The organism is Bradyrhizobium sp. in8p8 (assembly GCF_000426845.1).
Lineage (GTDB): Bacteria > Pseudomonadota > Alphaproteobacteria > Rhizobiales > Xanthobacteraceae > Bradyrhizobium > Bradyrhizobium japonicum_C.
Genome location: NZ_AUGD01000002.1, coordinates 19,441 through 32,948, shown reverse-complemented (window position 1 = coordinate 32,948; position 13,508 = coordinate 19,441). Strand labels below are relative to the sequence as shown.

General features: G+C 65.1%; 11 protein-coding genes. 4 read left to right on the top strand and 7 right to left on the bottom strand.

What is annotated here, in order from left to right:
* Positions 1–63: 63 nt before the first annotated feature.
* On the bottom strand, positions 64–1,017 hold the full coding sequence (locus K408_RS0105385; RefSeq protein WP_024341904.1) for an AEC family transporter: 954 nt from the start codon (positions 1,015–1,017) through the stop codon (positions 64–66).
* Positions 1,018–1,123: 106 nt separating this feature from the next.
* Between K408_RS0105385 and hspQ the strand changes: the two genes are divergently transcribed.
* Positions 1,124–1,456 (top strand): heat shock protein HspQ, encoded by a 333-nt coding sequence (gene hspQ, locus K408_RS0105380; protein WP_024341905.1) that lies wholly within the window; start codon positions 1,124–1,126, stop codon positions 1,454–1,456.
* Between the two features lie 70 nt (positions 1,457–1,526).
* Here the strand turns inward: hspQ and K408_RS0105375 are convergent, their stop codons facing one another.
* Positions 1,527–2,342, bottom strand: coding sequence for an invasion associated locus B family protein (locus K408_RS0105375; protein ID WP_024341906.1), 816 nt, complete (start codon positions 2,340–2,342; stop codon positions 1,527–1,529).
* Positions 2,343–2,602: 260 nt separating this feature from the next.
* On the opposite strand from K408_RS0105375, the gene K408_RS0105370 reads away from it, so the two are divergent.
* From K408_RS0105370 to K408_RS0105360, 3 genes are all read left to right on the top strand, one after another.
* Positions 2,603–4,459: an extracellular solute-binding protein gene (locus K408_RS0105370; protein WP_024341907.1), complete on the top strand. Its 1,857-nt coding sequence runs from the start codon at positions 2,603–2,605 to the stop codon at positions 4,457–4,459.
* Between the two features lie 4 nt (positions 4,460–4,463).
* On the top strand, positions 4,464–5,966 hold the full coding sequence (locus K408_RS0105365; RefSeq protein ID WP_024341908.1) for a class I adenylate-forming enzyme family protein: 1,503 nt from the start codon (positions 4,464–4,466) through the stop codon (positions 5,964–5,966).
* Between the two features lie 85 nt (positions 5,967–6,051).
* On the top strand, positions 6,052–7,275 hold the full coding sequence (locus tag K408_RS0105360) for a hypothetical protein (RefSeq protein WP_024341909.1): 1,224 nt from the start codon (positions 6,052–6,054) through the stop codon (positions 7,273–7,275).
* 51 nt (positions 7,276–7,326) lie between these two features.
* Here K408_RS0105360 and K408_RS0105355 read toward each other — a convergent pair whose 3' ends face one another.
* The 5 genes from K408_RS0105355 to K408_RS0105335 form a co-directional block, all read right to left on the bottom strand.
* Positions 7,327–7,563, bottom strand: a complete 237-nt coding sequence (locus K408_RS0105355) for a hypothetical protein (RefSeq protein ID WP_024341910.1) — start codon at positions 7,561–7,563, stop codon at positions 7,327–7,329.
* Positions 7,564–7,791: 228 nt separating this feature from the next.
* Complete coding sequence (locus K408_RS0105350) at positions 7,792–8,916, bottom strand: acyl-CoA desaturase (protein WP_051160726.1); 1,125 nt, start codon at positions 8,914–8,916, stop codon at positions 7,792–7,794.
* Between the two features lie 197 nt (positions 8,917–9,113).
* Positions 9,114–9,323, bottom strand: coding sequence for a cold-shock protein (locus tag K408_RS0105345; RefSeq protein WP_024341912.1), 210 nt, complete (start codon positions 9,321–9,323; stop codon positions 9,114–9,116).
* A gap of 239 nt (positions 9,324–9,562) precedes the next feature.
* Positions 9,563–13,081, bottom strand: a complete 3,519-nt coding sequence (mfd, locus tag K408_RS0105340) for a transcription-repair coupling factor (RefSeq protein WP_024341913.1) — start codon at positions 13,079–13,081, stop codon at positions 9,563–9,565.
* Positions 13,078–13,368: an FAD assembly factor SdhE gene (locus K408_RS0105335; RefSeq protein ID WP_024341914.1), complete on the bottom strand. Its 291-nt coding sequence runs from the start codon at positions 13,366–13,368 to the stop codon at positions 13,078–13,080. The genes mfd and K408_RS0105335 overlap by 4 nt, the downstream gene beginning before the upstream one ends.
* Between the last annotated feature and the right edge of the window lie 140 nt (positions 13,369–13,508).

Below are 13,508 nucleotides of genomic sequence, written 5' to 3'. Positions count from 1 at the left end.
GCGCGAGCCTCGCTTCACCTCTCCCCGCGGGGAGGAGGTGAACATCCTGTCGCCGGTCGCCACTCAGGGAAACGTCAGCCGCCCGCTCTGGATTATCCACATCACGCTGATCAGCGTGACCACCGACGCGAAGGTTCCAAGCAGCACTGCGACCGAAGCGGATTCGATCCAGGCATCGTTCTGTCGGGCAATCACGAAAACATTCAGCGCCGGCGGCAGCGAGGCCATCAGTACGGCGGTGGCCGCCCACGGCTGCGCGAAGGGCCCGAACGCGAGCATCAAGCCGAATGCTGCAAGCGGATGGAACAGCAGCTTGACGGCGATCACGCCCGGCACTTCCCACGGCACCCGGTCAAAGGGGCGCAACGCCACCGTCACGCCGAGCACGAACAGCGCAGTTGGGGCAGCTGCGTTCTGCAGGAAGGTAATCGTGCGATCGAGCGCTACGGGCATCTCGATATGCAGCGCCGCCACCGCGGCGCCGAAGCAGGCCGACATGATCAGCGGATTGAGCACGATTTGCTTCAGCACGACTCCGAAGGCATGGACGAGCGAGGGATGGTCGCGGTCGGAGAGTTCGATCAGCAGCGGCACGATCGTGAACAGGAAGATGCTGTCGCAGCAGAATATCAGCGCTGTCGGCGCCGAAGCCTTGGTCCCGAGCACGGCGAGCGCGAGCCCGGGACCCATGTAGCCGATATTGCCGTAGCCGCCGCAGAGACCTGCGAGGGTTGCCTCGCGCAAGGTCAGCCGGCCAAACACCTTGCCGACCACCAGCGCCAGCGTGAAGGCTGCCACCGTCGACAGCGTAGTCGCGACCAGGAACGGCGGGTTGTTCAGCTCGGCGAACGGCGTCTTCGACATGATCGCGAACAGCAGCGCCGGGAGCGACACGTAGAGCAGGAAGAAGTTCATCCAGGCCAGCCCCGATTCCGGCAGGGCCTTGACCTTGCCGCAGGCAAACCCGACGAAGATCAATCCAAAATAAGGTAGAGCTAGATTGAGGATGTCGGCCATTATTGAAGTATTTTCTGAGAACTTGCGGGCTATCTGCCCCTGAGGCGAAGGTTAATTCCGGATAAGGCCACTAGCATCGGCCACAATCCTGGTCTATCGACGGGGAATGATTAAAGCGCGGACCGCCAAATTCCAGATCGGACAGGTCGTTCGCCACCGGATCTTCTCGTTCCGGGGGGTGATCTTCGACATCGATCCGGAATTCAACAACACCGAGGAATGGTGGCTATCGATCCCCGAAGAGGTGCGGCCCCACAAGGACCAGCCGTTCTATCACCTGCTCGCGGAGAACGCTGAGTCCGAATACGTCGCCTATGTTTCGGAGCAGAACCTCTTGCCGGACGATTCCGGCGAGCCGGTCAGGCATTCCCAGGTCGCCGAGATTTTCGTCAAGGACAAGGCCGGCGGCTATCGCCCGCGCAATCCGTCGCTGAACTGATTCCTCGACGACAGGCGGCCAGCAAAAAAGGCGCTCGAGCGAGCGCCTTTTTCATATTCAGATCTGCCGATTACTTCTGACCGGTCGGAGCTGCGCCGGGCGCCCCACCCTGCTGCTCGAGCTTCTTGCGCTGCTCCTCGGCCTTCTTCTGAAGCTCTTCCTGGAGCTTCTTCTGGGTTTCCTCGAACACCTTCGGATCGGTCGGCGGACCGTCATAGGCCTTCTGGAATTCGCCCGCGAGCGGCAGCGGCAGGGTCAGCGGGGCGCCATTGGCATTGATTGCCTGGACAACGAGATTCTGGCCCTTCTTCATGCTGTTGATGAGCTCGGGCGTCGCCTCGTAGTCCGACATGCAGCCGTTCTGGAAGCAGATCACGTAGGGCTGCTGCAGCGGCGCATTGCTGTCCACGATGATGCGGGTGCCGTGCACGAGCTGCATGCCGAGCGGCAGCGTGACACGAAGGATCTTCTTGGGCTCGCCTTCCGGCTCGATGATCACGGCCGCGATGACCGGCTGGCCCGACTCGATGCGGCCGTCCTTGCCGGTAAAGCAGACCTGCTTGGCGTTGGCGTCCTGACCCTTCAGGCAGAACTTGGTCCAGGGGGCGTAGATCAGCTGAATCTGCTGATCCGCCGGCTGGGCGGCGCCCTGCTGCTGGCCGCCCTGGCCGGGAGCCGGCTGAGCCTGCGGAGACGCTGCGGGCGCCGGAGCCTTGGGAGCGGCCTTGGGAGCAGCCTTCGGAGCCGGAGTCGCCTTGGGCGCGCCGGGAGCCGGTGCGGGAGTCTGGGCCTCAGCGGCAAACGGGACGACCAACGCCGTCGCCGTCAACAGGACGAGAAGTCGCCCGCGCGGCCGGACGGACGCGGCCAAGTTACGGAAATTCATTGCGGAAAACCCTTTCTGAACGGGAAGTGCCCGAACCGCTCCGAAGCGCCGAACCTGGCCGCCTTGGGCGCGGCTCTCTCCCCGTCAATTGAGGCGGATAAGTGACGGGCTCGACGCTCTTGCGCGATTGGCTGCCTTCTTAACGTGGCCGACGAAAAGATCAATGCCAACAGGCGTCTTTGGCAACATCCACAGCTGCGCTGCGGGAAATTCCCTGTGATAGGATTCAGGCCCGCCGGTCCTCGAATCAGCGTGTGCCGATGTTCATGTTCCAGCGCCTCGTCGAGGGCCCCCGACCCGGCCTTTGCCGTCTCGCCCAGGCCCTGGTTCTGGCCCTCGCCCTCGGGCTGTCGGCCGGCGGCGCCCGGGCGGAGCAGTCCCACGCTATCGCCATGCACGGCAAGCCGGCCATGGCTGCCGATTTCACCCACATGCCCTATGTCAACCCCGATGCCCCCAAGGGCGGTCGCCTGACCTGGGGCCTACTCGGTACCTTCGACAGCCTCAATCCATTCATCGTGAAGGGATTGGCGGTGCAGCCCGTCCGCAACTACGTGGTCGAGAGCTTGCTGGCCCGCGGGCAGGATGAGCCTTTCACGCTCTACGGCCTGCTCGCCAGGTCGGTCGAGACCGACGACGACCGGACGTTCGTCACGTTCCGCCTCGATCCGCGCGCCCGCTTCTCCGACGGCAAGCCGGTCCTCGCCGACGACGTGCTGTTCTCCTGGCAACTGCTGCGCGACCACGGCCGCCCGAACCACCGGCAGTACTACGCCAAAGTTGCCAAGGCCGAGGCCCTCGGCCCCCTCACCGTCCGCTTCGACCTCGCAGGTGCCAATGACCGCGAGCTACCGCTGATCCTTGGCCTGATGCCGATCCTGCCGAAGCATGCGATAGACGTCGCGACCTTCGAGGAGACGACGCTGGCGGCCCCGGTCGGCTCCGGCCCCTATCGGGTCACTGCGGTGAAGCCGGGCGCCAGCGTGACGCTCACGCGCAATCCCGACTATTGGGGCCGCGATCTCGCCATCAATCGCGGGCTCTACAATTTCGACGAGATCAGGCTCGATTATTTTCGCGAGGCCAACGGCCAGTTCGAAGCATTCAAGCGCGGCCTCTACGATTTCCGCATCGAGCACGAGCCGCTACGTTGGCACGATGGCTACGACTTTCCTGCGGCGAGAACCGGCGAGGTGATCCGCGACACCGTCAAGCCCGGCGTGCCGCAACCGTCCGAATTCCTGGTCTTCAATACCCGCCGCCCGATCTTCGCCGACATCCGCGTACGGCAGGCGCTGACGCTGCTGTTCGATTTCGAGCTGGTCAACCGCAACTATTTCTTCGGGCTCTATTCGCGCGTCGCGGGCTATTTCGCCGGCTCGAACCTGTCGGCCTATGGGCGTCCTGCGGACGCGCGCGAGCGTGAGCTGCTGAAGCCCTTCGCCGCACAGATCCCGCCCGACATCCTGGATGGCAGCTACCGCCTGCCGGCCACCGACGGTTCGGGCCGGGACCGTACGACTCTGCGGGCTGCGCTGAAGCTGCTGTCAGAGGCCGGCTACGATCTCGAGGGCACCGTGCTGCGCAACCGTGCAACCAAGGCTCCCTTCACCTTCGAGATCATGGTCACGACCCGTGACCAGGAGCGCATCGCACTCGCGTTCCAGCGCGACCTCAGGCGTGCCGGCATCGAGCCGACCGTGCGCTCGGTCGATCCCGTGCAGTTCGACCAGCGCCGGCTCGCCTATGAGTTCGATATGATCCAGAACCGCTGGGACCAGTCGCTCTCGCCGGGCAACGAGCAATATTTCTACTGGGGTAGCGCCGCCGCAGACAACCCAGGGACCCGCAACTACATGGGCGCCAGAGATCCCGCCGTCGATGCCATGATCGCCGCCCTGCTCGAGGCCCGTGAACATACGGACTTCGTCTCGGCGGTGCGCGCGCTCGACCGCGCCCTGATCGCGGGCTTCTACACAATCCCCCTGTTTAACGTATCGGAGCAATGGATCGCGCGCTGGAATCGGATAGAACGGCCGAAGGCCACTTCGCTGTCCGGCTACTTGCCGGAGACCTGGTGGTCGAAAGGGCAGCCGCAAGCTCATCAAGCAAAGTGACGCCGTGAACCAGCCAGCAATATCGCCGACGCTCGACACGTTGTTTCAGCGCACGCTGATGCGACAGCCGCACGCGCTCGCTCTGCTCGATCCCCTCAACAAGGCGCGCGTGACCGGGCACCAGCCGCGGCGGATGACCTATGCCGAGGCCGATACGGCCATCGAGGCGCTGTCGGCGCATTTCGTCGAATCCGGCCTGCCCGCCAACTCCGTCATCGCGATCCAGCTGCCTGCCACGGTCGAGTTCGTGCTCACCGTGCTCGCCGCCCATCGCGCCGGCCTCGTCGTCGCCGTGCTGCCGCTGCTCTGGCGGCATGCGGAACTGACAGCCGCCCTCAACCGCACCGCGGCGCGCGCCATCGTCACCATGAGCACGGTCGATGGTGTCAGCTACGCCGATCTTGCGATGCATGCGGCCGCAGAAGCCTTCTCGATCCGGCACGTCTACGGCTTCGGAAGCGACCTGCCCGAAGGCATGGCGTCGCTCGACGACGTGCTGGCGCGCCCGCCCGGCACCACGCGGGCCGTGATCCAGGACGGCCGCAAGGCGGCTATGATCTCCTTCGACGTCACCGCCGAGGGCTTTCGCCCGGTGCCGCGCCCGCATTTCAGCCTGATCGCCGGTGGACTCGCGATGTCGCTCGAAGCCGACATCAAGCAGGGCGCGACCGTGATGGCGGCGTTCGCGCCGATGTCGTTCGCTGGCCTCGCCTCCTCCCTTGCCGTGTGGCTGCTCTCGGGTGGCGCGCTGGCGCTGCACCATCCCTTCGAGAACGAGGTGCTGGAGCAGCAGATCAACGCGCACGAATGCGAGGTGCTGATCGCGCCGGCCCAGCTCGCACTGCGCCTCGGCGTTTCCGACCTCGCGGCGCGGATGCCCTCATTGCGCAACGTCATCGGCCTGTGGCGCGCGCCCGAGCAGGTCGCCGCAAGCGATGCCTGGATCGCGCCGCATGCACCGCTGACCGACGTCTATTTGTTCGGCGAGGCCGGGCTGTTCGGCGCCCGCCGCGGCGAGGACGGCATGCCGGTGCCGGTCATGCCCGGGCCGCACGGCGCCCCGCGCGAACAATCCGGGTCCTCCATTGCCGGCGAGATCCTGCTGACCCCGAAGGGCACGCTCGGCCTGCGCGGCGCGATGGTGCCCATCGCGGCCTATGCTCCGCCGCAGCCAGTCGGCGAGACGCTGACGGCGCAGCCGCCCCGCGACTATGTCGACACGGGCTATGCGGCACGGCTCGACCGTCCGAGCGGCGCGATCTGCATCACTGCGCCCCCTTCCGGCATCATGGCCGTCGGCGGCTACCGCTTCCTTTCCAACGATCTCCAGGAATGGGCCCGACGGCTCGGCCAGGGCGCCCTGCTCACGGCGCTGCCCGACCGCCTCTCGGGTCACCGGCTGGCCGGACGCGCCCAGGACAATGCCCGCGCCCGCGAGGCGCTCAGCGAGCTTGGGCTTAACCCTCTGATGGTCGAGGCTTTTCGCGATCGCTCCGGGCCGGCCTAGACACAGTTTTGCCAGTTCCGTTGACGCCGCATTAAGCCGGCCGAACTAGATTGCGCGGCATCTGTTGCGTGATCAGAGTTTTGCGATGTCCCAGGCGGGCCCGATCCTGTTTGTGTCCGATGCCGGACGCCCCGGTTTCGTGGCGGCGCTCGACGAGGCCCGGCTCTTTCCGGTCGTCGACACCGACTGGGCTGGCGCGACACGCGCGGTCGAAGAGGTGCAGCCGGCCGCTGTCCTCGCCGCGATGCATGCCGGACACCAGCCCCATATCGCAACGCTCGCAAGGAAGATCGCGGATCAATCGCCCTACCTGCCCTTCGTGGCCCTCGATGCGGCGGGCATTCAGCCTGACAACGCCCTGCCCTTCTCCTCGCGCGGTGGCAATCCCGATCGGCTGATCGCGCGGCTTCGCGCTGCGCTGCGGGTGCGCACCCTTCATGCCACGGTGCTGCGCCGGCTGCCCGAAGTGAAGGTCGCGCTGCCGCAGGGCGATCCCGCACGCGATGCGACCGTACTCCTGATCGGTCGCGGCGCGGCCTATCCCGCGCTCTCCGTGGCGTTCGGTGAACGCGTCGGCGTGGTCGGCGCGCTCTCGATCGAGGCCGCCGCCAAACACCTCAATACCCGCGACCTTGACGGCGTCGTGCTCGCCGAAGGCTTTACCGCGCGCGTCACCGACGCATTTCTCACCGTCCTCGCCGAGGACACCCGCTTCCGCAGCCTGCCCGTGATCGTCACCGCGCACCAGCTGACGCAGACCTACGACCTTCCCAATCTCGAGCTGATCCCGGGCGAGCCGGCAAGAATCGCCGCCAATGCGCTGCCGCTGATTCGTCAACACGCGATGGAAGCGCAGCTAAGCCGCACGCTGCGCTCGATCGATGCGGGCGGCTGGCTCGATCCGCGCAGCGGCCTCCTGACGGTGGAAGCCTTCGCCCGCGATTTCGCCAAGGCGGTCGAGCAGACGCTCGCCCGCGGCGGCGGTTTGTCGGTCGCGCGCTTCGCCTTCGACGCCAACAATTCCCGCGCCCAGCTCGATGCCGCGCGCATCCTCAGCCGTCTGATGCGGCAGATGGATTTTGGCACTGCACAGAAGGATGGCTCGGTCATCGTCGTGTTCGCCGAGACCGATTTCCGCACCGCCCACATGATCGCCCGCCGCCTGTCGGCGGTGATGCGGCACACTTCGAACGGCAAGCACGAGATGCGCAGCGATCCCATCGTCAGCGTGGACTCGCTGTCGCCGTCGGACACAGCGCGGTCCCTGCTGGCACGGCTGTCCGCAGAGGCGTCGCGGGCGGCGTCGTAGCCGATAAAGTATCTCTTGACTTGACGGGTTCGTTGACGCCGGCCGCTACCTCTACGGCATCACGAGCCTGATCTCGCCGTTCTCGAACTTCCCCAGCGCGAGAGCGTCGCGGGCCATCTTCTCGACGGCCGGCCAGTTCGCGAGAAGATATCGCTGCGCTTGCACCTTGGTCGGCAAGTTCGTTTGCAGGATACAGTTCTGTCGCGTGTTCCCATTCGCGATTTGGAAGGCCACGGCTTGCGGCCCCTCACTCAGTTCTTGGTCGGTGGGATCGGGAAACTTGCGCATACGGCTCCTGCTCCGGTTAGCGAACGGCCGGGAGGACCTTGAACGCCTGATTGGAAATAGACGGCTCTTCGGGGATCGGCGGCGCCTTTGCCTGGCTTCGGCTAGGGACGGGTCGCGTGTTGCGGACCGCTTCGGTCAGCATCTCCCGGAGTTCGGCCTTGGACTTGGGTGCTTGCCGCGAACTGGACTTCTGCCAATGTGTCATACCCCTATATGGGTATCGCCGCGCTAAACGCCACCCTCCGCTTTCGCCTTAATCGGCACAGCGGGAGCCGCCAGGAGCAGACCGACCGAATCGTTCAGGAGCTCGTAGGCACGGTCGACAATGTCGTCCAGCGATATGGTCTTCACGAACATGCGCTGCGCTTCAGCCAGCAGCTGATCGCGCGTTGGCATGCTGGACAAACGTTCGCCGGCACGCTGCTGCAACAGAGTGAGAGCATCACGGACCGACAATTCGGTTTCATGGATCGAGGTCCGGATCGCCAGCGCGATGCGCTCGGAATCGAAACGGGCGGCGAGCTGTTCCGCCGCCTGCCTGACCACGCGCGATCCCAACCGTTGCTGATTGCGCAGGACCTGAGCGGGAGGCATCTTCAAGTCCCGGACGATCCCGAACCAGGACAAGACCACCAGGACATAATAGGTCAGATCGATCTCGTACCAGTAGAAGCCCTGTCGAGCACTGGCCTGATAGGCGTGATGGTTGTTGTGCCACCCCTCACCCATGGTCAACAGGGCCAGCAGCCAGTTGTTTCGGGAGTCGTCACCAGTCACATACCGCTTGCGTCCGTGAACATGGGCCAGCGAGTTGATGCAGAACGTGGCGTGATACAGCAGCACGGTGCTCCAGAGGAAGCCGACCACGAGTCCGGACCAGCCGGCAACGATAAAGCACAGACCCGCCAGCGCAGCTGCCGGCAGCAACTCCAGCCTGTGCAGCCACATCAGTTCGGGATACGAGGCAAGATCGGCCACTTTGACGAGGTCGGTCCCATCATGCTGACGATAGAAGATCCAGCCGACATGGCTGTAGAGGAACCCCTTGTGCCGGGGCGAATGCACGTCCTGCGCTGTGTCCGAGTGAAGGTGATGATGGCGGTGCTTGGCAGCCCACCACAGCACGCTTTTCTGCGCGCTGCTCTGAGCAAGGAAGGCAAGGATGAACTGAAAGACCCGGCTGGTCGCGTAGGCCCGGTGCGAGAAGTACCGGTGATATCCGGCCGTGATCGCAAACATGCGCAGCCAGTACAGCGCGACGCAAAGCCCGACCGCTTGCCACGAGACGCCCGTCCAGATCGCCGCGACGCATCCGGCGTGGATCAACAGGAACGGCAGAACCTGCGGATACATGATGTCGTCGTGTTCGCGGTCCGGATCGATGTTAACAGGCACCCTTGCCACCTCAGTCGTTTCTCAGTCGTTTCGATGGCGGGTCAATCCGCAACCGGTATGAAAAACCCGCAGCCGGTAAACCGGCCGCGGGTCAAGAGAACCGAAGCTCTGCCAGTACATCCGTGGTCAAAGCTTCATCATGACGATTGCGGCACCTATTCGGCGCGCAGATTCTCGGCCGCAGACTTGCCAGTTCGGCGGTCTGCAACGATTTCAAAAGAAACCTTCTGCCCCTCGTTGAGGGTATTCAAGCCTGCGCGTTCAACCGCGCTGATATGAACGAAAACGTCCTGGCTTCCCTCGTCCGGCTGAATGAAGCCGAAACCCTTCTGGCTGTTAAACCACTTCACAATTCCCGTCGTCATTGGGGTCGTCCTTCAACATGATATGTCCAGGACCGCGCTGAGAGGCGCAGTCGGCGTCGTCGAGATTTGGAGGGAGGGTCGTCAGTCAGGCGCGCTTGTCAGCGGCGAGGCCAAGTCGTTCGGCCGAAACTCGATGAGCGGGATATGGCCTCGCGCCGTCTGATCCGCAAGTGACGTTATGTCGCTGTCTGGACACTGCAAGCAGACTCCGGAACCGCGCTGGCTCCGAAGTTGCATGCTCACGCCGCCTTCTTGCTCTCGGCGAGCTGCGCCAATTGCCGCATGATCTCCGTGGTGCCGGCAAGACGCTCCTCGGGCGTCTCCCAGTCCTGCAGGAACACCACCTTCATGTCGGGCCGCACTTTCGCTGCCTGGCCATAGCTGCGGATGAAGGTCACGAGGCGATCGGGATAGGCGAAGGAATTGTCGCGGAAGACGATGACGGCGCCCTTCGGGCCGGCGTCGATCTTCTCGACATTGGCCCGGCGACAGAACGCCTTGATCGCGGCGACCTTGAAGAGGTAGCGCACCTCGTCCGGCAGCACGCCGAAGCGGTCGCGCATCTCGGCCCCAAAATTCTCGATCTCCTCCTCGGTGTCGAGATCGGCAAGTCGCCGGTACAGCGACAGCCGCACCGAGAGATCGCTGACGTAGTCGTCCGGGATAAGCACGGGCATGCCGATGGTGATCTGCGGCGACCAGCGGTCGGCAGCGGGCTCGGAGACGCCGGCCTTGAGGTTGACGATCGCCTCTTCCAGCATCGATTGATAGAGCTCGAAGCCGACCTCCTTGATGTGGCCGGACTGCTCCTCGCCGAGGAGATTGCCGGCGCCGCGGATGTCGAGGTCGTGGGAAGCGAGCTGGAAGCCGGCGCCCAGCGTCTCCAGCGATTGCAGCACGGTGAGCCGGCGCTCGGCCTGCGCGGTGATCTTCTGCTGAGCCGGCAGCGTGAACAGCGCATAGGCCCGCAGCTTAGAGCGGCCAACGCGGCCGCGGAGCTGATAGAGCTGGGCCAGGCCGAACATGTCGGCGCGGTGCACGATCAGCGTGTTGGCGTTGGGAATGTCGAGGCCTGACTCCACGATGGTGGTCGACAAGAGGATGTCGAACCTGCCGTCGTAGAATGCCGTCATGATGTCCTCGATCACGGCGGGCGGCATCTGGCCGTGCGCGACCGCGACCTTCATCTCCGGCACGTTCTTGTCGAGGAAGTCCTTGACCTCGGCGAGGTCGTCGATGCGCGGCACCACATAGAACGCCTGGCCGCCACGATAGCGTTCGCGCAAGAGCGCCTCGCGGATCATCAGGGGATCGTGCGGGGCGACGAAGGTGCGCACCGCGAGGCGATCGACCGGGGGGGAGGCGATGATCGAGAGCTCGCGGACGCCGGTGAGCGCCAGCTGCAGCGTGCGCGGGATCGGCGTCGCCGACAGCGTCAGCACGTGCACCTCGGCACGCAGCGCCTTCAGCCGCTCCTTGTGGCTGACGCCGAAATGCTGCTCCTCGTCGACGATGAGAAGGCCGAGATCGCGGAATTTGATGGCCTTGCCGAGCAGCGCATGGGTGCCGACGACGATGTCGACGGAGCCGTCGGCAAGACCCTTCTTGACCTCGTTGAGCTGCTTGGTCGGGATCAGGCGCGAGGCCTGCGCGACGTTGACAGGAAAGCCCTTGAATCGCTCGCTGAACGTCCTGTAGTGCTGGCGCGCCAGCAGCGTGGTCGGCACCACGACCGCGACCTGCTTGCCGTCGAGCCCGACCGCGAAGGCGGCGCGCAGCGCGACTTCCGTCTTGCCGAAGCCGACGTCGCCGCAAATCAGGCGGTCCATCGGCCGGCCCTTTTCGAGGTCCTTCAGCGTGGACTCGATCGCGCCCAGCTGGTCCTCGGTCTCGTCATAGGGGAAGCGCGCGCAGAACTCGTCGTAGAGGCCCTGCTGCACCGGCAGCTTCGGCGCTTCATGCAGCATGCGCTCGGCGGCGATCTTGATCAGCTCGCCCGCGATCTCGCGGATGCGGTTCTTCAGCTTGGCCTTGCGGGTCTGCCAGCCCGAGCCACCGAGCTTATCCAGCTCGACACTGGTCTGGTCGGAGCCGTAGCGCGACAGCAGCTCGATGTTCTCGACGGGGAGAAACAGCTTCGTCTCGGCGGCATAATGCAGCTCGAGACAATCATGCGGCGCGCCGGCGACGTCGAGGGTCTGCAGCCCGATGAAGCGGCCGATGCCGTGATCGACGTGCACGACGATGTCGCCGGCGGTGAGGCTCGTCACCTCCGAGATGAAATTGTCGAGCTTGCGGCTGGCCTTGCGCGGCCGCACCAGGCGGTCGCCGAGTATGTCCTGTTCGCTGATCAGCGCAATCTCGTCGGTCTCGAAGCCGCTTTCGAGGCCGAGCACGGCGAGCATGGTTTCGTTGCGCGGCGTCGCCTGCACCGTCCGCCAGCTGTTGACGCTGGTGATATGTGCCAGCTTGTGGTCGCGCAGCATCGAGGTCATGCGGTCGCGCGAGCCTTCGGTCCACAGCGCGATCACGACTTTCTTGCGCTGGGCCTGCAGGGCCATCACATGCGCGACGACGGATTCGAACACGTTGACCTTGGTGTCGTTGCGCTCCGGCGCGAAGTCACGGCCCTTGCGCGCCCCGGCGTCGACCACGCTGGTGCCGTCGGTCGGCACCGAGAACGGCGTCAGCCGCGCCAGCGGGACATCGCCGAGGCGCCTGCCCCATTCCTCTTCGGTCAGATAAAGCCGATCAGGCGGCAGCGGCTTGTAGATGGCGCCGCCCCCGGGATGCTCCATTGCCTCGCGCCGGGCCTCGTAATAGTCGAGGATCTGCTTGAAGCGTTCGCGCACGGCGTCCTCGGCCTGCGGCTCGATCGCGACAGCCGCGCCTTGCAGATAATCGAACAGCGTGTCCATCCTGTCCTGGAACAGCGGCAGCCAGTGCTCCATGCCAGGATGACGGCGGCCTTCGCTGACGGCCTCGTAGAGCGCATCGTCGCGCTCGGGCGCGCCGAACTCGGCGACATAGCCCATGCGGAAGCGGCGGATGGTCTCGGTGACGAGCTGGAACTCGGACACCGGCACGAGGTCGAGCGAACGCATGTCGAGCAGCGTGCGCTGGGTCTCGGCGTCGAACGAGCGGATCGATTCCAGGCTGTCGCCGAAGAAGTCGAAGCGCACCGGCTGCTCGAGGCCGGCCGGAAACAGATCCAAAATGCCGCCGCGCACGGCGTATTCGCCGGGCTCGCGCACCGTCGATGAGCGGTTGTAGCCGTTGTGCTCGAGCCAGGCGACGATGGTATCCATCGGCACCACATTGCCGGGCGCGACAGACAGCGCCTGTGCGGCGACGAGCTCGCGCGCGGGCACGCGCTGCACGACGGCATTCACGGTCGTGAGCACGATCAGCGGCTTGTCGCTGCCCGTCAGCGAGGCCAGCCGCGCCAGCGTCGTCAGGCGCTGGGCCAGGATGCCGCCATGCGGCGAGACGCGGTCATAGGGCTGGCAGTCCCAGGCCGGAAAGGTCAGCACCGGCAGATCCGGCGCGAAGAACCGTAGTGCGCGCTCGAGCTGCTGCATGCGCCCGCCGTCGCGGCAGACCACAGCGAGGCTGACGGCCGGCTTCTTCGGCCGCGCAGCGATCGCTCGGGCGAGATCGGAGACGACGAGCCCTTCCGCGCCCTCCGCGACATTGGCAAGCGTCAGCGCACGGCCGGGCGTCAGCTGCTCGGCCGGTGATTTCATCCCCTGCTTCATACGTCGCGTTCCGCAATCGGGAACGCCTTGATGCGGGCAAACAGCGCGCCGGTGACGTCCGCCGGCAATACCTTGTCGCCGCTGATGGCGGCATACAGATCGGGATCGTTGACCTCGAGCAGGCGCTCGAGCTCGTCGAGCTCGGCGTCGGACAGGTTGCCGATCTCGGCATCCGCGAAGCGGCCGAGGATCAAGTCCATCTCGCGCGTGCCGCGATGCCAGCAGCGGAACAGAAGCCGCTTGCGGCGGTCGTCCAGCCCCTCGCTCGATCGTGTCGTTCCCGTCATGTCTCAGATCCAGTCAAACGCAGAAAGCCCGGACGTGCCGGGCGGGGGGTGATATAGGCCCTGCACCTCCAAATGTCAGCAGCCTTTTGTCGCCGGAAGCACACCGCCTGTGGCTTGCGACTTCTCCATTTCGCCGCTAT